Origin of the sequence: Flavobacterium plurextorum (genome assembly GCF_002217395.1) — a bacterium.
In the GTDB taxonomy this organism is placed as follows: domain Bacteria; phylum Bacteroidota; class Bacteroidia; order Flavobacteriales; family Flavobacteriaceae; genus Flavobacterium; species Flavobacterium plurextorum.
This window is the reverse complement of sequence record NZ_MUHD01000029.1, coordinates 95,322-115,062: the sequence shown is the minus strand read 5'-3', so window position 1 is coordinate 115,062 and position 19,741 is coordinate 95,322. Positions and strand designations below refer to the sequence as shown.

The 19,741-nt window shown below is 33.3% G+C and carries 19 protein-coding genes; 7 read left to right on the top strand and 12 right to left on the bottom strand.

Annotated features, from left to right (window positions below):
• Positions 1–3 precede the first annotated feature (3 nt).
• The 10 genes from B0A81_RS15950 to B0A81_RS15905 form a co-directional block, all read right to left on the bottom strand.
• The gene (locus tag B0A81_RS15950; RefSeq protein ID WP_089058939.1) at positions 4–1,404 is read right to left on the bottom strand and encodes a DUF2252 domain-containing protein; all 1,401 of its coding nucleotides are present in this window, start codon (positions 1,402–1,404) and stop codon (positions 4–6) included.
• 11 nt (positions 1,405–1,415) lie between these two features.
• Complete coding sequence (locus tag B0A81_RS15945; protein WP_089058938.1) at positions 1,416–2,879, bottom strand: DUF1254 domain-containing protein; 1,464 nt, start codon at positions 2,877–2,879, stop codon at positions 1,416–1,418.
• 32 nt (positions 2,880–2,911) lie between these two features.
• Entirely contained in the window at positions 2,912–3,724 is an 813-nt protein-coding gene (locus tag B0A81_RS15940; RefSeq protein WP_089058937.1) for a hypothetical protein, read from the bottom strand.
• A gap of 17 nt (positions 3,725–3,741) precedes the next feature.
• On the bottom strand, positions 3,742–4,761 hold the full coding sequence (locus B0A81_RS15935; protein WP_089058936.1) for an HAD family hydrolase: 1,020 nt from the start codon (positions 4,759–4,761) through the stop codon (positions 3,742–3,744).
• Positions 4,762–4,829: 68 nt separating this feature from the next.
• On the bottom strand, positions 4,830–6,515 hold the full coding sequence (locus B0A81_RS15930; protein ID WP_089058935.1) for an arylsulfatase: 1,686 nt from the start codon (positions 6,513–6,515) through the stop codon (positions 4,830–4,832).
• A gap of 665 nt (positions 6,516–7,180) precedes the next feature.
• Positions 7,181–8,614, bottom strand: coding sequence for a pyruvate kinase (gene pyk / locus B0A81_RS15925; protein ID WP_089058934.1), 1,434 nt, complete (start codon positions 8,612–8,614; stop codon positions 7,181–7,183).
• A 5-nt stretch (positions 8,615–8,619) separates the two neighbouring features.
• Entirely contained in the window at positions 8,620–9,108 is a 489-nt protein-coding gene (locus B0A81_RS15920) for an IPExxxVDY family protein (RefSeq protein ID WP_089058933.1), read from the bottom strand.
• Positions 9,109–9,233: 125 nt separating this feature from the next.
• On the bottom strand, positions 9,234–9,974 hold the full coding sequence (gene rnc / locus B0A81_RS15915; RefSeq protein WP_089058932.1) for a ribonuclease III: 741 nt from the start codon (positions 9,972–9,974) through the stop codon (positions 9,234–9,236).
• 9 nt (positions 9,975–9,983) lie between these two features.
• Positions 9,984–11,237 carry a beta-ketoacyl-ACP synthase II gene (gene fabF / locus B0A81_RS15910; protein WP_089053623.1) on the bottom strand — a complete coding sequence of 418 codons (1,254 nt, stop codon included), beginning with the start codon at positions 11,235–11,237 and terminating at the stop codon, positions 9,984–9,986.
• 238 nt (positions 11,238–11,475) lie between these two features.
• On the bottom strand, positions 11,476–11,712 hold the full coding sequence (locus tag B0A81_RS15905; protein WP_007137004.1) for an acyl carrier protein: 237 nt from the start codon (positions 11,710–11,712) through the stop codon (positions 11,476–11,478).
• Between the two features lie 175 nt (positions 11,713–11,887).
• Between B0A81_RS15905 and purN the strand changes: the two genes are divergently transcribed.
• Positions 11,888–12,466, top strand: coding sequence for a phosphoribosylglycinamide formyltransferase (gene purN / locus B0A81_RS15900; protein WP_089058931.1), 579 nt, complete (start codon positions 11,888–11,890; stop codon positions 12,464–12,466).
• Between the two features lie 125 nt (positions 12,467–12,591).
• Positions 12,592–13,071, top strand: a complete 480-nt coding sequence (gene rnhA, locus B0A81_RS15895) for a ribonuclease HI (protein ID WP_089058930.1) — start codon at positions 12,592–12,594, stop codon at positions 13,069–13,071.
• 51 nt (positions 13,072–13,122) lie between these two features.
• Here the strand turns inward: rnhA and B0A81_RS15890 are convergent, their stop codons facing one another.
• Positions 13,123–13,470, bottom strand: coding sequence for a DUF6249 domain-containing protein (locus B0A81_RS15890; protein ID WP_089058929.1), 348 nt, complete (start codon positions 13,468–13,470; stop codon positions 13,123–13,125).
• Positions 13,471–13,745: 275 nt separating this feature from the next.
• Between B0A81_RS15890 and B0A81_RS15885 the strand changes: the two genes are divergently transcribed.
• Genes B0A81_RS15885 through B0A81_RS15875 form a run of 3 tightly spaced genes read left to right on the top strand, consistent with a single transcriptional unit; the run spans position 13,746 to position 15,581 of the window.
• A complete protein-coding gene (locus B0A81_RS15885; RefSeq protein WP_089058928.1) occupies positions 13,746–14,333 on the top strand; it encodes an RNA polymerase sigma factor in 588 nt (195 codons plus the stop codon).
• Positions 14,317–14,712, top strand: coding sequence for a hypothetical protein (locus B0A81_RS15880; RefSeq protein WP_089058927.1), 396 nt, complete (start codon positions 14,317–14,319; stop codon positions 14,710–14,712). The genes B0A81_RS15885 and B0A81_RS15880 overlap by 17 nt, the downstream gene beginning before the upstream one ends.
• An 8-nt stretch (positions 14,713–14,720) precedes the next feature.
• The gene (locus B0A81_RS15875; protein WP_244281436.1) at positions 14,721–15,581 is read left to right on the top strand and encodes an alpha/beta hydrolase family protein; all 861 of its coding nucleotides are present in this window, start codon (positions 14,721–14,723) and stop codon (positions 15,579–15,581) included.
• 141 nt (positions 15,582–15,722) lie between these two features.
• Here B0A81_RS15875 and B0A81_RS15870 read toward each other — a convergent pair whose 3' ends face one another.
• Positions 15,723–16,283: a hypothetical protein gene (locus B0A81_RS15870; protein WP_089058926.1), complete on the bottom strand. Its 561-nt coding sequence runs from the start codon at positions 16,281–16,283 to the stop codon at positions 15,723–15,725.
• 244 nt (positions 16,284–16,527) lie between these two features.
• Here B0A81_RS15870 and B0A81_RS15865 point away from each other — a divergent pair, with 244 nt between their 5' ends.
• Positions 16,528–17,451 (top strand): PfkB family carbohydrate kinase, encoded by a 924-nt coding sequence (locus tag B0A81_RS15865; RefSeq protein WP_089053615.1) that lies wholly within the window; start codon positions 16,528–16,530, stop codon positions 17,449–17,451.
• Between the two features lie 79 nt (positions 17,452–17,530).
• Positions 17,531–19,429 (top strand): amidophosphoribosyltransferase, encoded by a 1,899-nt coding sequence (locus B0A81_RS15860; RefSeq protein WP_089058925.1) that lies wholly within the window; start codon positions 17,531–17,533, stop codon positions 19,427–19,429.
• The last annotated feature ends 312 nt before the right edge of the window (positions 19,430–19,741 follow it).

The following is a 19,741-nucleotide window of genomic DNA, read 5'->3' as shown; positions in this document are numbered from 1 at the left end:
AAATTATATTTCTGCCGAAATAGGCAATCTTCCTTCTTTTACTGCTTCAACCAATTTATTATAATCCAATTCATTTTGATGGGCATATGAAATCGAAAATTTTGAAATTGCATTCGCAAACTCATCGTTGTTTCCTATGTATCCTGACAATATTGAAGGATCTCCTGATCGTGCATGAGCTCTTGCAAGTGCCCAACCGCAGGCTTTTGCATAATCAGCCATGTTTTCTGCTTTCATTATTTCGATAACCGGTTTTATTTTAGCATCTCGAAGCTGACGGATATAAAAAAACCTGCCTCGATCATCATTTGTCCATCCTAAAAACATATCTGAAGCCGACTGCATTAACTTTTGTCCCATTACAATTCGTTCGCCTTGATGCTTGTATTTTCCCTTAATTTTTACATTTGGTTCTAAAACACTTTGTCTGGCTTCTTTAAACTGTAAAAAAATAGGTTCACCGCTTGCCGACATTAATAAACTGATTCCGCAAAGAGTTCCAACACTTCCTACACCTACCACTTTTATGGCAAAGTCATGTATTGTATATCGGCTTAATAAAATCTGTTTATCTTCAGGAAGTGATTCTACATATCGTTTATGAATCAGCTTAGCTTCTCTTAAAGTATAATTTTCATCTGTTCCTGATGGATGATAAATCAATGGCGGATCATCTTTTATTTTTGCCCGAACCCCATCTAAATAAGTCATTTTTGCAAACTCTTTTTCATGCGCAGTAGATTCAGCTGCTTTTTTTATTCGTTTTTGCTGAAACTCTTTTAGCTCTTCATCTTTTCCTAATTCAATAAGTTCTGCCAAATCAATATCGGCATACCAAATTTGAAGTGCCGATAATTTACTGTATTCGAGCATGTGTCTTTTATAACTGTCTGCAACATGCCAGGCAAATTCTTTACTGGTTTTATTTGAGAACTTTCTCCATTTTCCAGCTATAGCAAAACTTGCCGCGAGTCTTTTTACATCCCATTCCCAAGGTCCTGGAAAAGTTTCATCAAAATCATTAATATCAAAAACCAATTTACGTTCTGGAGTAGCAAAACCGCCAAAATTCATTAAATGACAATCGCCGCAAAGCTGTAAATGTATTCCCGTACTTGGAGTATTGACTAAATCTGCTGCCATAATTGCTGCCGCTCCTCTATAAAAGGCAAAAGGAGATTCAATCATTCTTCTGTATCGAATGGGCAGTAAATCTTCAATTCGACCAATACTGGTTTTTATCAAAACAGCAATTGGATCTTCTCTATCTTCTGGTGCTGACCATTCGTGATGAGAAGAACGAGGCACATCTTTTCTAATCGCTGCTCCTTTATCGTAGCGTTCTGCTTTTGATGCCAAAGGATCAAATAAGTTCTCGTTGTTATCTGCTGCTTTTTCGGTCATAAGAATGATTTTTATTTCACTTCTTTAATATCATCCATTTTCCAGCTTTTATCAAAATACGCTGTAGTTGGACCATAGAAACGCATATACGTAAACCAATGTTTTCCTGGTAAAGTTTGAACCCAGTTCTTCTCTTTTCCTGCTGGAGCTTTTGGTCCGAAATATAAATCTACAGAGCCGTCACTATTTTTTATTAAATCCTTACGAGAAGATAAATCAGCATTTTGCTGCGGATTATCAATCAAACATCGTGTCGCAGAATCGTAAACGGTAATAGACCAAAAATTAACTGCGGGTGGATTTGCAGGAACATTTAAAGTGTAATTTTTACCTCCGTCTAACCATTTTCCTTCATTATCAAAGTAAGAACCTAAATACGCCTGACCCACATTTGGTGTTTTGGTAATCATAGCTTTTGAATAGGTAACAGCTTCATAAAAATAAGAAGCTCTTTCAAAAAACTCATCATAATTATCGGCATGCTGCGATGGATCTTTGATGATCATAACATAATCCCATTTTTTATCTGGCCAATGTTTTACATCTGCAAAACGTTTACTAAAAGAATTTGCCATTGCCATTTGCTCTCCCTTTTGTGAAGCAGCAATCAAAATTTTCTTCTGACGTTCATCTGGAGCAAAAGGTTTTCCTTTTTCTATTCCAAGATTTCTAAGCCAAGCCATAAAAAAACGATCCCTTTCTTCTACTGGTTCATTTTGCAAAATTGCATGAAGGCATTCCCAATATTTAATTCCAGAAGGCTGAATTCCGTACCATTTTTTATCGACGGGCGGACTCACTATTTTTGTTGGTGTTGGATTTGCTCTTTGAGCGTAAGGATATATTTTTACTTGTTTTACTAATGCCTCTGTGACTTTAGGATCTGGATCTAGAGTTCTAAAACCAAAAAACATATTTACAGTCGTGCAAGGAATTATAAAATATCCGTCTGCTTTAAAATCTTTCATTGTTGGCGGTACTAAAACATATTTTCCGCCTTTTCCTTTATCTGGCCCCATTTCTCCAATTGTAGCCTGTTCTCTTTGCCAAAAATCAGCTAATCCTCCGGCAGTACGTCCAGCCGGCATTTCGATAACTGTAGGTCCATTTGCCTTTAAATCAATAAATGACATGACATATGGAGTTGTAGCATTTGCTGTTAAAATTCCTAATCTGTCATGATAGGTGTTATACAATACAAGATCGTTACTTGTTGCTTTGAATGTTTGATAGTGCTGTTGCTGCCACTCGGCGAAAGCCACAATAGGCAATGCCCACAAATAAGTTTGAGTGGCCTGCTGAAAATCCATTTCATCAAATAATTCCGGAATTGATTCTTTTGAAGGCAGTTCGCCATCCATTTTAATCTTAGTTCCAACTTCTGAAACCGAAGCTGTTCCTTCATTTTTTGTCGTTGATTTTGTGCACGATATCAAAAAGGCAATTAGTACAAAAGATAAAATTTTCAATTTCATGATATGTTTTTTTAATGGAAGAAAAAAATATTCTATGATCCGGGAAAAACAAATGCCACAACAGCTCTTAATCCCCAATCTGGTTTAATTGACGAAGGACCTACAATTGGAATTAAAGGCATAACAGCAAATTGAACCATTTGCTTTCCTACTTTTGTAACGGCGCCAATAGACGGATTTAAAGTTATTAATGTGGTATTGGCTTCCCAGTTTTGAGTTATTTCGGCATTAACACCTAAACTTGCACCACTTTTATAACTATGTGAAAGAAAAATCTGTGTGTAAAACTGATTAAAATCTGCTCTGTCTTGATTTCCTGCCACAGACCAAATCTGATTGGCAATAAATCCCACCGAAAGTCCTTTGCCTTGATGCATAACTAAAGCACTCGGCCCAACTCCAAATTTTTCTGTGCCTAAAAATTTATCTGTTGCAGTGGGAACCAAAAAAGCAGGTCCAAATCCTAAAATAATTCCTTTCGTTTTAGGTGCAAAAAAAGCAGTTACAGTTGCATCACTCAATCCAAACTGATGCGTATTTTCTCCTGTAATATCTCTTTGATCTACAACTGGAAGTATATAACGAGTAATCAGATTTAAATTTTCATTTAATTTAAAAGGAACTACCGGCTGTATATTTATAGTATATTTTGATCCGTTATAAGGTCCAATGCCATAATTTAAATTATTCTGCAAAGGCACACTAATAAGACTTGCTACAGGATTTGCCAGTTTATCTGCAATTTCTTGCGCACTTGCTCCCGGTTTATCTGCTTCTTGGGCATTTGCACCATTGTAAGCCAAAGAAAAAACAAAGCTGAAAAACAACCATTTGAATCGTTTCATACTATTTAAATTAGAAGTTATTTGTCTGCAAATACTTTTTTCCAATCGTCTTTCATGCTTATTACATGATATTTGTATTTTGCAGCTGTGTTTAATGACAAATTATCTTTTTCCTGATAATTGTATTCTCTAATAGAATCGTTATGATTTACAATTAATTGAAAAGATGGGTATTTATTTCCTGAAGAATATCTAAGCATGGCAAGATCGCCGGCTCCGCCTTCATTTCCGCAGGCAAAAACAGGTCGTTGACCAATGTGCAATTGTATCCCGACAGGTTTTCCTTCTTTATCATTAAAATGATCTAAAGCTGGTTCTCTTAAAACTGTATTTTTAGCGTCATCATATTTATATTTGAAAGAAGTTCCAACTACTTGATCTTTTGGGATTCCATAAAAATCCTGAGATATTGCTCTAACAACTTCAACCGTTCCACCAGTTACAATGAAAGTTTTGAAACCATTTGCACGCAAATAATTCAAAAGCTCCAATTGAGGCTGGTATCTGATTTGTTTTAGCGGAACATTTTTACCAGGATATTGGGCGCCAGCAAAAAAATCTTTTGTTGATGCTTCAAACTCATCTTCTGTCATGCCAGTATGAGTTGCAGCAACTAACTCAATAAGAGCCTTATCTCCACCTTTTTCAAAATAACTTTTATCTTTTTCCACTACAGCTTTAAAAGGCTGTTTTTGCGCTAAAGCCGGATTAGCTTCAACCATTTTTTTTACGCGATAAAAAGCAAATAATTCCTGAACATAAGGCTTTTCAGCCCAAAGTGTTCCGTCGTTATCAAAAGTGGCTATTCTATTTTCTATCGGAATAAAATCTGGACTTCCTTCTTTAGTTACTTTTTCAACATAAGCAATAATATCTTTTTTTAAAGTTCCGTCGTTCCAGCTTGGCAGTGGATCACCGCTTGTAGCAACTGTTTCTGTATTCTCTTTTGAATTTACAGTTGTATTTTCTTCTGATTTATTTTTACAAGAAACAAACAAAAATAAAAACAGAGCTGTGAGATATAATTTTCTATACATAATGTGAGTCATTAAATAGTAAAGCCCAAATTATACCAATAACTCAGGCTTTACTTAAGATTATTACTTTACTTTTTCTTTTTGGATGTGGCTTCAGCTTCTTCTTTTACTTTAGGAAGAACATTTTTCTCAATGTATTTTTGAGCCTTAATATCTTTCATAGCCTCTTCCATAATCGTATAAGCAGAGAAACTTGGCGGAATTGATCTTGGAGGATATTCTTTAAACGTTTCTGCAAATGCAACTACATCTTGTAATGCCCCATATATTGACCCAACGTGATTCAACTGCCAGTCCCAAAATGTATTCGATGTTATATCGGCTCTTTCGAAAGGATCCTGATACAAATTGAATATTTTTTGTAAACGCAGTTTTGTAAAAGGCTCTGCCCAAACTCCCATTGTACCGCCCAAACGTTGTTCAGCAAAAACATATTTATAATCACCTTCTCTTAAACCTACCAAAAGACCATCATCATCTGTATAAAAGAATTTGTCTCTTGCACTTTTTGCTGATTTACCACGTAAAAAATTACTTTGATCAAAACCATCTAGATGCACTTTATAAGTTTTTCCGTTTGCATTGTATCCTTTCAAAAGTTTGTTAACGATATCTGGCTCTCCTGCAATTGAGGCAAAAGTTGGTATCCAGTCGTTATGACTCATTAACTCATTTGTAATTTGACCTGGTTTAATTACTCCTGGCCAGCGAACAATACATGGCACACGGAAAGCTCCCTCCCAGTTGGTATTTTTTTCTGAGCGGAATGGTGTCATAGCTCCATCAGGCCATGTATTCATATGTGGTCCGTTATCTGTTGAATACACTACAATAGTATTATCAGCAATTCCTAAATCATCTAATGCTTTCAAAATACTTCCGATAGTTTCATCATGTTCAATCATTCCGTCAATATATTCACTATCTCCATGAGTGTATCTTCCTCTATGTTCTGCTCTTACGTGTGTGCGAAGATGCATACGGGTAGCATTAAACCAGCAGAAAAATGGCTTACCTGCCGCATTTTGTCTTTTAATAAAATCGATTGCTGCTGCAGAAGTTTCATCGTCAACAGTTTCCATTCTCTTTTTAGTAAGAGGTCCTGTATCTTCAATTCTTTGTTTTCCAACTCTTCCAAAGCGAGGATCTGTAGTGGCATCATCAACATTTGTTGCTGTACATTTTAAAACTCCTCTTGGACCAAATTTTTTCAAATATTCTGGATCTTTAGGATAATCAGGCAATTCTGGTTCTTCCTCCGCATTTAAGTGATACAGATTTCCATAAAATTCATCGAAACCGTTTACAGTTGGTAAACTTTCATTACGATCCCCTACGTGATTTTTCCCAAACTGTCCAGTAGAGTAACCCAGACTTTTCATAATACCTCCAACTGACGGATCTAATTGGCTCATACCCATTGGAGCTCCCGGAAAACCAACTTTAGTCAGTCCTGTTCTAAGACCATGTTGTCCTGTTAAGAAAGCAGCACGTCCTGCAGTACAGCTTTGTTCTCCATAATAATGAAGAAAGCGAATTCCTTCATTTGCTAGTTTATCGATATTAGGAGTTGTGTACCCCATTAATCCGTCGCTGTAGGCACTAATATTAGTAGTACCAATATCATCGCCCCAAAGTACCAAAATGTTGGGCTTTTTACTGCTTTGAGCACTCATCTGAGCTGCTGCAAAGCATGTAAATGCAAACAATGTCATTGCATTTTTAAATTGACTTTTAAACTTGATTTGTTTCATGGTAATTGAATTCGTTAATAATTATGCTTGTCAAGAAGATTAAATAAATTCGTACAAAAATTATTTATAAAAATTAATCAGAAAAAAATATGTTTATTAGTGTAAGTCAAGTTTTTTAAATTATTGCGAGTGGGGGAATTTGCAACAATAATTTTTTAACTTTTTTTTAAGCATTTCAAATTTATGCAATAAAACACGAGATGTTTGTGTTTGTACGGTTTTACTTCGTTTCATTTTATAACTTGCAACATCAAAACTGTTTTAATCTGCTACTATTTGTTTCAAGTTATAGATTGCAACTTCCAAAAAAGTGTATAATGAAGCTGTTAGAATGTCATTCTTTTAAATCAGTCTCAAAAAAAAGAGCCTAAATTTCATGCGTTTTTAGATTAAGTAACTTTGAAATAATATAAATTCTAAGTTGATTTCGCCAAAAAAGTAACTATTTTCAGTTCAACTGGTCTATTTTGCAACATCAATCTGAAAGAAAAAACTTCATTTACTTAATTTACTGACAGTTATAACTTTAATTTTAAAAGATAAATCCTTGCTAAAAATTGCCTTTTTCCTGATTTAATATTCTAAAAAACTACGAATCAGAAAATTTTGCGCAAAAAAAAGCCATCAAAATGATGGCTTAATTGTATATAGTATGTTTTAAAAAACTATTCGATTTCAGAAACTCTCATGGTGTTAACCATTCCTTTGTCTTTAATTGGCATAGCAGCAAGATTAATCAAATAATCACCTTTTGCAGCATATCCTTTTTCAACAGCGATTTGATTTACGTCTGTAACTGTATCATCTGTACTCTCTTCGTTATCATAAAAGAATGATTTAACTCCCCATAATAAATTCAATTGGGTTAAGATTCTTCTGTTTGAAGTAAATACTAAAATGTGAGCAGTTGAAGGTCTCCAAGCCGAAATCTGGAAAGCTGTATAACCACTGTTTGTTAAAGTACAAATTGCTTTTGCCTCAATTTCATTTGCTAATAAAGCCGCTTGATGACAAACTGTTTTAGTAACGAAACGTTTTGTTTTGATTTGAGGTGTATTTTGTGGAACGTGAATAAGTTCTGAATTTTCTACAGCTTCACAAATTTGAGTCATTCTTTGAATTACCTGAACTGGGTAATTTCCTGTTGCAGTTTCTCCAGACAACATTACAGCATCTGCACCATCCATTACTGAGTTAGCAACATCGTTTACTTCTGCTCTTGTTGGTGTTAAACTTGTAATCATTGTTTCCATCATTTGTGTTGCAACGATAACAGGAATTCTAGCTGTTTTAGCTCTGCGAATTAAATCTTTTTGAACTAATGGCACTTCGTGAGCAGGAAGTTCAACTCCTAGATCCCCGCGTGCAACCATTAATCCATCGCAATATGCTACAATTTTATCCATGTTCTCAAGAGCTTCCGGCATTTCAATTTTAGCAATAATTGGAATTTTAACTTCTGAATGTTTCGCGATTAAGTCTTGTAAATCTTGTAAATCACGTGGTGTTTTCACGAATGAAAGTGCGATCCAGTCTACTTTTTGCTCAATTGCAAAAATCGCATCAGCGATATCTTTTTCAGTTAAAGCTGGTAAAGAAATTTTTGTGTTTGGAAGATTAACTCCTTTTTTAGATTTTAATTCTCCACCTTGAATTACTTTAGCAACTACTTCTGTTTTTTTATCTGTAGAAACAATTTCGAAAATAAGTTTCCCATCATCAAGCAAAATACGCTCTCCAACATTTACATCATTTGGAAAATTTTGATATTTCATGAATGCTTTTTTTGCATTTCCGATAATATCTTCTGCTGTAGTGAAAGTAATTTCGTCACCATCGTGTACAACAGTTCCTTCTTCCATTACACCTACTCTAAGTTTTGGTCCTTGCAAGTCTCCAAGAATTGCTGTTGTATAACCAAACTCTTCGTTAAGTCCTCTAATAATATTAATCTTCTCTTTTACTCCTTCGTAATCAGCATGCGAAAAATTGATTCTAAACACATTAACCCCTGCATCGATCATATCCTTGATAATCTCTCTTGTACTACATGCAGGCCCAAGTGTAGCAACAATTTTGGTTTTCTTATTTGTTAACATTTTTTTTAAAAAATTAGATTGTTTTTTGATTTTATTTTATTGGTATCCACAGCATAAACTGCTGCAATACTTTCTATTGAGTTTAAATGTTGTTGAATTTCTGAAAAATCGACAGCCTCTTCGCTGTTCTCAATTTTCAGGAAAAAATCTACTTTCTTGAATTCAGGAAGTAAATGAATTGTCGTAGAAACCTCACTTGTTTCATTAGAAAACAAATTCTGAAAATCATTTGAACTCACAGAAATGATCTCATTTTTATTCTGAATCAAATTCCATGAAACAGCCTTTTCAGAATCATAATAATAAAATCTCGAAAAATTTGCCTCGCCTTCTTTAGTTTGAGCATGGATCTCGTTTTTGCTCTTACTTAAGTTAATCGGAAGGTTTTTATTGATAAAATAAGCCAATCTATAATCTTCTAATGAAGTATGAATAGCCATTAAATAATAATCAATTTCGTCAAATTCGTCTAAATCCAATCTATGAATAGCCATGTCATGAAAAATCAAGTTGTAAATATACTACTTCTATCGGAGCATCTATACTTATGTGTCGCTTGTTTTTGTTAATTTATAAACGAAAACGATTTAGCTTTAAGAAAACTACAGCGACTTTGTAATCATTTCTTGTCAATTTTTTCTTGAAATGCAAAATAGGCTCTTTGGGAAGCTTTCTCTTCTGCTTTCTTTTTTGAAGTTGCTCGCGCTCTTGCGATTACTTTATCATCAATGCTTAATTTGACACCAAACAAGCGTTGTCCGTCAATACCATTATCTTCAAAAATGTCGTAATGAAAGATTCTCTTTTCTTTCTGACACCATTCAATAACTAAGCTTTTATAACTAATTACTTTTCCTTCTAATCGAGCAATATCGACATAAGGAGTAATTACTCTTTTTTGAATAAATCTCTCGCAATACGAATATCCTTTATCCAAATATATTGCACCAACCAACGATTCAAAAATGTTTCCGTGAATGTTCTCTCCAAAATGCTGCACAGGTACTTTGCTTTCAACAAATTGTACTAGATTCAGATCTTTACCTAATTCATTCAAGTGCTCTCGGCTCACGATTTTAGAACGCATTTTAGTCAAATACCCTTCATCTCCATTTGGTGCTTTATTAAATAAATGTGCTGCAATTACGGCACTTAACATAGCATCTCCTAGAAATTCTAAACGTTCATAATTAATCGGATTTCCTGATTCATCTAATTTATTTGAAGATCTATGCGTAAACGCTTTCTTATAAAAACCGATTGTAACAGGCTGAAAACCAACTATTTTTTGAATAGTGTCAAAAAAAATCCCGTCTTCTAGAGAACGGGATTTAGAAAATATTTTTTTGATAATATTCATATACGAAAATTAGTCAACTAATTTTTTAAACAATACACAAGCATTGTGTCCGCCAAAACCAAAAGTGTTACTCATAGCAACATTTACTTCTCTTTTTTGAGGTTTGTTTAAAGTAAGATTCAATGATGGATCAATGTTTTCGTCAACCACAGTATGGTTAATTGTTGGAGGAACAATACCATGTTGCATTGCTAAAATTGAAGCGATTGCTTCAATAGCTCCAGCAGCACCAAGTAAATGTCCTGTCATTGATTTCGTTGAGTTGATATTGATGTTTTTTGCATGCTCACCAAATACAGCGCTGATCGCTTTTAATTCAGCAACATCTCCTAATGGAGTAGAAGTTCCGTGAGTATTGATATGATCAACATCTTCTGGATTCATTCCTGCATCTCTTAACGTATTTTTCATAACTGCAATAACTCCAATTCCTTCCGGATGTGGTGCAGTTAAGTGATAAGCATCAGATGACATTCCGCCTCCGCCAATTTCGCAATAAATTTTTGCTCCTCTGGCTTTTGCATGTTCGTAATCTTCAAGAACTAAAGCTCCTGCTCCTTCTCCTAACACAAAACCATCTCTAGTTGCGTCAAAAGGTCTTGAAGCCGTTTCTGGACTTTCGTTTCTTGTAGACAAAGCGTGCATTGAACTAAACCCCCCCATACCAGCAATGGTAACAGCAGCTTCAGAACCACCTGATACAATAACATCACACATTCCTAAACGAATGTAATTAAAAGCATCGATTAATGCATTTGCAGAAGATGCACATGCAGAAACAGTAGTATAATTTGGTCCCATATACCCATTACGCATAGAAATATGCGCAGGAGCGATATCGGCAATCATTTTTGGAATAAAAAACGGATTGAATTTTGGAGTTCCGTCACCTTTAGCATAATAAATTACTTCATCTTGAAAAGTCTCTAAACCTCCAATTCCTGCTCCCCAAATAACACCAACTCTTTGTTTGTCGATATTATCATTAGTAAGTCCGGCATCTTTAATAGCCTCGTCACTAGCAGCAACAGCATATTGAGCAAATTTATCTAATCTTCGAGATTCTTTACGATCCATAAAATCTTCAATATTGAAGTTTTTTACTTCACAGGCAAATTTCGTTTTATGCTTTTCTGTATCATAATATGTTATAGGAGCCGCTCCGCTAACCCCATTCACAAGTGCATTCCAATATTCCTGGATATTATTCCCGATAGGAGTAAGTGCACCTAATCCTGTTACAACAACTCGCCTTAATGCCATAAATATGTATTTTGTACTTTAAACAAATAAAACCCACGCTTTCTTAACAGTTTTGTTACTTAAGAGCCATGGGTATTACAATATAAATATATCTTTTTGATTGAAAATCAATCGAAATTTAAATTTTAAAAAAATAATAACACCCGATTCTAAAAATTCCAAGTTTTAAAAAGCAAACTCCATTTTTTGGAATTTGAAAATTCAAGTTTGGAATTTTTAGAATTCGGGTGCGGTATTATTATTTTTTAGCTTCTTCGATATAAGAAATAGCTTGACCTACAGTAGCAATGTTTTCTGCTTGATCGTCTGGAATTTGAATATCAAATTCTTTTTCGAATTCCATAATAAGCTCAACAGTGTCTAATGAGTCAGCTCCCAAATCATTAGTGAAGCTTGCTTCTGTTACAACTTCGTTTTCGTCAACACCTAATTTGTCTACGATAATCGCTTTTACTCTTGATGCAATGTCTGACATAATCTTTAATTTTAGAATTTAATTTGTTGGCAAAAATAAAAAACTTTATTTTAAAACAACTATTTAGTTTATAAATGTGACACTAATTTATAAAATTAATTTCAAGAAAGCTGTTTTAAAGCTATTTATTTTCGTTTTTTATTCCGTTTTTTGCATTCTCAAAATAAGCACTATTATGAAAAAAATTATCGTTTTTGCCTCAGGATCAGGAACTAATGCAGAAAACATTATAAAACATTTTGCAAATACCGAAATTGCAAAAGTTGTTTCGGTTTTTACCAATAATGCCTCTGCAAAAGTTATTGAAAGAGCAAAAAATCATCAAATCCCAGTCGAAATCTTCTCGAAAAATGAACTTTTAGAACGAAATGTATTACAAAAAATACAAAAAATCGATCCGGATTTGATAATTCTTGCTGGCTTTTTATTAAAATTCCCAGAAAACATAATTGAGCACTATCCAAATAAGATAATAAATATTCACCCTGCACTTTTACCAAATTATGGAGGTAAAGGAATGTACGGGATGCACATACATAGAGCAATAGTAAATAATAAAGAAAAGGAAACTGGAATTTCTATTCATTATGTAAATGAAAACTACGACGAAGGAGCTATTATTTTTCAAGCAAATGTAGCCTTAACTGAAAATGATACTCCAGAAACAGTAGCCGAAAAGATTCACGAATTGGAACAAAAACACTTTCCAGAAATAATTCAGACTATCCTAGAAGATTCAAACTCTAATATTTAAACCATATAAGTCATATAAGAATATATAAGTTTGACGCTTAAATAACTATCTCCATATTGACAAAGAAATATAAGACAGTATTTTAAATGAACTTATAGTACTTATATGGTTAATCAAAAATTAAAATGACCCAACACGAAGTACATATATACACTGATGGTGCTGCCAAAGGAAATCCTGGAAACGGCGGTTATGGCGTAGTGATGGAATTAGTAGGAACACCGCACAAAAAAGAGTTTTACGAAGGTTTTCGTCTTACGACAAACAACAGAATGGAGCTTTTAGCTGTAATTGTCGGCCTTGAAAAACTAAAAAAACCAAACATGAAAGTTCTTGTAATTTCAGATTCTAAATATGTAGTAGATTCTGTTGAAAAGAAATGGGTTCTAGGTTGGGAAAAAAAGAAATTCGCCGGCAGAAAAAATCCTGATTTATGGAAGCGTTTTTTAGTTGCTTACAGAAAACACCAAGTCGATTTTAAATGGATTAAAGGACACAACAATCATCCTCAAAATGAGCGTTGTGACCAATTGGCTGTTATGGCATCAATGCAGCCTAAACTCTCTGTAGATGTTTATTATGAAACCATTGGTTCTAAGGAATAAAAAAAGCATCAATAGTATTGATGCTTTTTTTTTACTAACTTAATTTCCTGCTTATTCTTTATCTAAATCTTTTGCTGTTTTAAATCCTGTCAAAAGTCCAATTCCTGCCATTATAAAAATAATTGAAGGATAAACTGCTCCGTCCTGAAGAGATGTATAAGTAGTTATAAGTAGCGCAAGAAAAATTCCAACACCGCTTCCTATTAATAAGAAAGCAAAATTTACCACAAAAATTTTCCAAACCGGAACGCCGCTTCCTCTTCCCTGCAAAAAGATACTTGCATCTACTCCTTTTTCTATAAGAGCCAAACGCTCTCTATTTCTTGTTGAAAAGATTAAATAAACGATCCCGAAGATCATTAAGAAAAGACTAATTGGAATTAAAATTTTTTCGTCCATGATGTTTTATGTTTTTAATTGATTGATATACCCATATGACGAGGCTTTTTTAATTGAGGTTACAAGAAAGAGAAAAAAAAATCCAAATTTTTAAACACATCCTTCAAAACTCACTGATAATCAACTAATTTTGATTGTGTTTTTTACTACACAAACTTTGTCAAAAATTAAAACTTTGACAAAGTTCAAGACTGCAATTAGAATTTGAAATTTAATTATTACTTTTTTTTCTAAAAACGTGTAACCTAAATAAACAAACTGTCGTCCTATATAATATGAGCACACTAAATGATCAACATTATATCGATAAAATTCTGCATGGCGAGACAAAAGCTTTTGCCATACTTGTTGATCGTTATAAAGATATGATCTTTACATTGGCGCTCAAAATGGTAAAAAATCGAGAAGAAGCGGAAGAAGTTGCACAAGACACCTTTATTAAAATTTTTAGTTCTTTAAACAAATTCAAAGGTGATTCTAAATTCTCGACCTGGATTTACAAAATTGCTTATAATACTTGTCTAGACAGATTGAAGAAAAGCAAAAAAGAAGAATTAAACATTTCTATAGATGATTTTTCTTCGCATTTAATCAAAACAATGGATAATGCATTAAGCGTTTTAGAAGAAAAAGAACGAAAGCATACGATTCAGAAATGTTTAAATTTATTACCCAATGATGAAAATTTCCTTTTGACTTTATTTTATTTTGATGATCAAAATTTAGAAGAAATTGGAAAAATCATGAATATATCGGCAAATAATGCGAAAGTAAAATTATTTAGAAGCAGACAAAAATTAGCCGTAATTTTAAGACAGCAGTTAGAACCTGAAATAATAGAATGTTATGAGAGAGAGCGATAAAAACATAGAACAATTTATTGATAAAATGATGGCTGAAGAAAAACTGCAGTCACCATCATTCGATTTTACTTCTAAAATAATGGCTGAAGTTCATTTATTAGAAGAGAAAAAAATCAAAACATATCAACCATTAATTTCTAAACCTGTTTGGTTTTTTATAGGAACTGCAATAGTCGCTTTGATTATTTACATATCTCTTTTTTCTGTTTCAGAAAATAATCTAGAAATTGGAAAATTATATACGGACAAAATTGCAAATGCATTCTCAGGAATCCATCTTTCTAAAACTACACTGTATGCTGTATTAATAGTACCTTTTATGGTTTTAGTTCAGGTTGGGGTTTTGAAAAATTATTTTGATAAGAAATATCAACTATAGCTTTAAAAATGAAAAATAAAACAGCAATTTTTAAACACGTTCTAAGAGCAAAAAAAAGATACACACATTCTATCTTAATGTTTTTGTTATTTGTTACTAATTATACATCAGCAATTCCGCCAAACTTTACTACTAGGGAAATAAAATTTGTTAGTGAAGGAATTTCACTCGCGGGAACTGTTTTTACACCTAACAATATACAGGCTGCCGTTGTGATTGTTCACGGATCAGGGCAAGAAAAAAGAATGATAGACTTTGCTGCAAATCTAGCCAACAATGGAATTGCAGTTTTAACCTATGATAAACGCGGCGTCGGAGAATCAGCTGGTGTATATGCTGGACCTGAAGTTGGGACTAACAATGTTGATTTCTCCAATCTAAATCTTTTGTCTTTAGATGCGAGTGCTGCTGTAAATACTTTGTCCAAGCAATTACACAATGATCAAATCGCAATAGGTTTAATAGGAGGCAGTCAAGCCGGATGGATAATTCCATTGGCTGCTGAGAAAAATAAGAAAGTCAAATTTATGACCATATTTAGCGGAGCTCTTATAACCGTTAAAGAGCAATTGAGATTCCAATTTTATACAAATGGTGATAAAAATTTTTGGGATACACACTCTGAAGAAGAGGCAAGAAAACACGTTTTCAATGACCCAGACAAATATGAGTTTATTGATACAAATCCTAATGATATTCTTTCTAAATTATCAATTCCAGGAATCTGGATTTTTGGAAGCAAAGACATTCAGGTTCCAGTGAAACTATCCATTGAATATCTTGATAAATTAAAATCCACGGGAAAACCTTATGAATATAAGTTATTTCCAAACTTGGGCCACAACACAGCCTTTTCAGATGATCAATAGCCTATGAAAGATGCCATCAATTGGATTAAAAATGTAGATAAATTAAAGATTCATAAATAAAGTCACTATCACTAACAGTTACTAGAAGATATTTTGAAGTTTCTAAAAAATTCTTTTTATAAGAAGTATGTGTTGTAATTTTTATTTAAAAGAATCTTCTCTTTTTCTAATGAAATCTATCCCTAAATAGCAATCAGAACTTATATCGTATTTGTTTATATACAATAGATATTTTATTGTAAAATACTCATCTGTTTTTAAATCTGATGTATTAAGTTCAAGCCTATCTTTTCTAATTGATTGTTTTGAATGTTTTTTTAAAAATTTATCAAATCCCAAATCAAAATATTCTTTTTCGATTTTTTGATTTAATTTAAAATTATACCAATAATTCGGATTTCTAATCAAAATCAAATTTTCATTTAAAACATCATTTAAAAAAGAATCAAATGACTTATACTTTTTGAAATAATACTTTTTAAAGAAAAGAAATAAATCATGATTATTTGTTCTACAAATTTGTTTATCACTTGTCAAAATATATAAATCAAGTGTTAAATATTGAGATGGCAGTATATTTAATTCTTCATCTTCCTGCATCAATGATAATTTATCAATCATTTCTTCAGAAAAATCAGGTTCTTTTCTTTCGCATGAAATCAAAAGACAAAACAACATTGATAAGGTTATAATTTTCTTCATAAATAAGATTTGAAGTTTAAACAAATCTAACAAAAATATGCAGCGTTTTTTCCAAAATATATATTGCAATTTAATTCTGAAAATGATATTTTGAGCACTCAAAACAACCTTAGATAATTTACTCATTCCCAATAGTTTTAAGCTCGAAATCGTCCTCAATTTTTTATGAAAATTTTGAGAACTTAAACCATTGCAATATTGCAACTTATGAAGTATCTTTGCACCCTAATTCGAAATTCATAAAATGAATAAATTATTGATTGTTGGAACAGTTGCTTTCGACGCGATTGAAACTCCTTTCGGAAAAACAGATAAAATATTAGGTGGTGCTGCAACGTATATTGGTTTATCAGCTTCATTTTTTAACTTGCAATCGGCCATTGTTTCTGTAGTTGGCGACGATTTTCCTCAAGAACATTTAGATCTTTTAACTTCAAAAAATATTGATATCTCTGGTATCGAAATTGTAAAAGGCGGAAAAACCTTTTTCTGGAGTGGTTTATATCATAATGATTTAAATTCTAGAGACACATTAGTAACTGAGTTGAACGTTTTAGCTGATTTTCAGCCTAAAGTTCCTCAAAACTATAAAGATGCTGATGTTGTGATGTTAGGAAACTTACATCCGCTAGTGCAAAGCAGTGTTTTAGACCAAATGGAGAAAAAACCAAAATTAGTAGTTTTAGATACTATGAACTTTTGGATGGATTGTGCTCTTCCAGAATTACTAGACGTTATTAAACGTGTAGATGTTATTACAATCAACGACGAAGAAGCAAGACAACTTTCTGGTGAATATTCATTAGTAAAAGCAGCGGCTAAAATCCAAGATATGGGACCAAAATATGTGGTGATCAAAAAAGGAGAACATGGCGCACTTTTATTCCACAACAGAGAAGTATTCTTTGCACCAGCTTTACCTCTAGAAGATGTTTTTGATCCAACTGGAGCAGGAGACACTTTTGCAGGAGGATTTTCAGGATTCATTGCACAAAGCGAAAACATTTCGTTTAACAACTTGAAAAATGCAATTATATACGGTTCGAATTTAGCTTCATTTTGTGTAGAGAAATTTGGAACTGAAAGGATGGAAACATTAAGTAAAGCGGAAGTAGCGATTCGATTACAACAATTTAAGTCGTTAACTCAGTTTGACATAGAAATATAATGCCTAAGAGCCTCGATAAAACGGGGCTTTTTTATTACGTTAATACACACAACTTACAACAACACAAAATACAAAAACAATGAGCGACGCTTTAAAACACGAATGTGGTATAGCCTTAGTTAGACTTCTTAAACCGCTTGAATATTATAAAGAAAAATACGGAACTGCATTTTACGGAATTCAGAAAATGTATTTAATGATGGAAAAACAGCATAACCGTGGTCAAGACGGAGCTGGATTTGCAAGCATTAAACTTGATGTTGAGCCTGGACAACGCTACATAAGCAGAGTTCGTTCAAATCATTCGCAGCCAATACAAGATGTTTTTAAGCAAATCAATGAAAGAATCAGCGAAGAATTAAAAGCGAATCCTGAAATTGGTGATGACGTTGATAAAATAAAATCACAAATTCCATACGTTGGCGAATTGTTTTTAGGACACGTTCGTTACGGAACTTTTGGTAAAAACAGCATCGAAAGTGTTCACCCTTTTTTACGTCAAAGTAACTGGATGCACCGTAATTTGATTTTGGCAGGAAACTTTAACATGACTAATGTTAAAGAACTTTTCGAAAATCTAGTCGAGCTTGGACAACATCCAAAAGAAATGGCGGATACTGTTACTGTAATGGAAAAAATTGGTCACTTTTTAGATAAAGAAGTAATGCAATTATACCAAGACTGTAAAGCTGAAGGTTATTCAAAAAGAGAAGCTTCACCAGTAATTGCTGAGAGATTAGATATTGCAAAAATTTTAACCCGTTCAGCTAAAAACTTAGATGGCGGTTATGCAATGGCAGGTTTGTTAGGTCATGGCGATGCATTTGTTTTTAGAGATCCAGCTGGAATTCGTCCTGCATACTTCTATCAAGATGATGAAGTTGTTGTTGTAGCTTCTGAGCGACCTGTTATCCAAACTGTATTTAATGTTCCTTTTGAAAGTGTACAAGAAATCGATCCAGGAAATGCTTTGATTATTAAAAAAGACGGAAAAGTTACCATGAACCAAATCTTGGAACCAACCGTTAAAAAAGCGTGTTCATTTGAAAGAATCTATTTCTCAAGAGGAAGTGATGCTGAAATCTACCAAGAACGTAAAAACTTAGGGAAACTAATTTTGCCTGCCGTTCTTAAAGCTATTGACAGCGATACAGACAATACCGTTTTCTCATACATTCCAAACACAGCCGAAACATCATTTTATGGTTTAGTAGAAGCTGCTCAGGATTTCTTAAATCAGAGAAAAAACAATTATATTTTAGCTAATAGAAATACTCTTACTGCTGAAACATTGCAGGAACTATTGGCAGTAAAAATCCGTACAGAAAAAGTTGCTATTAAAGATGCTAAACTAAGAACCTTTATTACTGAAGACAGCAGCCGTGATGACTTAGTTGCTCACGTTTATGATGTTACTTACGGCGTAATTAAGCCAGAAGACAATTTGGTTATTATTGATGATAGTATTGTTCGTGGTACAACTTTAAAAATGAGCATCATAAAAATGATGGATCGCTTAAATCCAAAACGAATCGTTATTGTTTCATCTGCACCGCAAATTCGCTATCCAGATTGTTACGGAATCGATATGGCAAAACTAGAAGGCCTTGTAGCTTTTAGAGCTGCATTGACTTTGCTAAAAGAAAGAAACTTATACCATATCGTAGACGAAGTTTATGCTAAATGTAAAGCACAGGAAAATTTTGAAGATAAAGATGTTGTTAATTATGTAACAGCAATTTATGATCAATTTACTCCTGAAGAAGTTTCAGATAAAATTGCCGAAATGTTAAGCTCTCCTGAGATTAACGCCGAAGTTAAAATTATTTTCCAAAAAGTAGAAGATTTACACATTGCATGTCCTAAAAACCTAGGTGACTGGTACTTTACTGGAGATTATCCAACTCCTGGAGGAAATCGAGTTGTAAACAGAGCTTTCATGAATTTCTATGAAGGAAAAGATGCAAGAGCTTATTAATAAAATACTAACAAAAGGTTAATTTGTGCATTTCATCGGTTTTTTTGCCGTTCATCCTGTTTGTTTGGTAAAAATGAAAAGCTACAATACTTTTGAACTACCATAACATTAGTAGGTTAAGTTTATGGTAGATTTGGGGCAAAAAGGGTGGAAGCAATTCCACCTTTTTTATTGGAGTAAACTCAAATATCTCTTCCCGCACCTTTTATTCCATTTTGTCGAATATATTTACCATTCAACCAGAAAGTTTTTTTCACAAGAATAACTGCCATACATTTACTGAACCATAACATTAGTAGGTTAAGTTTATGG

Bases quoted from the DNA above. Each gene is read 5' to 3' on its own strand.
- B0A81_RS15875 (WP_244281436.1), top strand. From the start codon at position 14,721: ATGAAAAATAAAACAGCAATTTTTAAACACGTTCTAAGAGCAAAAAAA.
- B0A81_RS15945 (WP_089058938.1), bottom strand. From the start codon at position 2,879: ATGAAATTGAAAATTTTATCTTTTGTACTAATTGCCTTTTTGATATCG.
- pyk (WP_089058934.1), bottom strand. From the start codon at position 8,614: ATGTTAACAAATAAGAAAACCAAAATTGTTGCTACACTTGGGCCTGCA.
- B0A81_RS15935 (WP_089058936.1), bottom strand. From the start codon at position 4,761: ATGTATAGAAAATTATATCTCACAGCTCTGTTTTTATTTTTGTTTGTT.
- B0A81_RS15940 (WP_089058937.1), bottom strand. From the start codon at position 3,724: ATGAAACGATTCAAATGGTTGTTTTTCAGCTTTGTTTTTTCTTTGGCT.
- rnhA (WP_089058930.1), top strand. From the start codon at position 12,592: ATGACCCAACACGAAGTACATATATACACTGATGGTGCTGCCAAAGGA.
- B0A81_RS15890 (WP_089058929.1), bottom strand. From the start codon at position 13,470: ATGGACGAAAAAATTTTAATTCCAATTAGTCTTTTCTTAATGATCTTC.
- B0A81_RS15905 (WP_007137004.1), bottom strand. From the start codon at position 11,712: ATGTCAGACATTGCATCAAGAGTAAAAGCGATTATCGTAGACAAATTA.
- B0A81_RS15950 (WP_089058939.1), bottom strand. From the start codon at position 1,404: ATGACCGAAAAAGCAGCAGATAACAACGAGAACTTATTTGATCCTTTG.
- B0A81_RS15920 (WP_089058933.1), bottom strand. From the start codon at position 9,108: ATGGCTATTCATAGATTGGATTTAGACGAATTTGACGAAATTGATTAT.
- B0A81_RS15885 (WP_089058928.1), top strand. From the start codon at position 13,746: ATGAGCACACTAAATGATCAACATTATATCGATAAAATTCTGCATGGC.
- rnc (WP_089058932.1), bottom strand. From the start codon at position 9,974: ATGAATATTATCAAAAAAATATTTTCTAAATCCCGTTCTCTAGAAGAC.
- fabF (WP_089053623.1), bottom strand. From the start codon at position 11,237: ATGGCATTAAGGCGAGTTGTTGTAACAGGATTAGGTGCACTTACTCCT.
- purN (WP_089058931.1), top strand. From the start codon at position 11,888: ATGAAAAAAATTATCGTTTTTGCCTCAGGATCAGGAACTAATGCAGAA.
- B0A81_RS15870 (WP_089058926.1), bottom strand. From the start codon at position 16,283: ATGAAGAAAATTATAACCTTATCAATGTTGTTTTGTCTTTTGATTTCA.
- B0A81_RS15860 (WP_089058925.1), top strand. From the start codon at position 17,531: ATGAGCGACGCTTTAAAACACGAATGTGGTATAGCCTTAGTTAGACTT.
- B0A81_RS15865 (WP_089053615.1), top strand. From the start codon at position 16,528: ATGAATAAATTATTGATTGTTGGAACAGTTGCTTTCGACGCGATTGAA.
- B0A81_RS15880 (WP_089058927.1), top strand. From the start codon at position 14,317: ATGAGAGAGAGCGATAAAAACATAGAACAATTTATTGATAAAATGATG.
- B0A81_RS15930 (WP_089058935.1), bottom strand. From the start codon at position 6,515: ATGAAACAAATCAAGTTTAAAAGTCAATTTAAAAATGCAATGACATTG.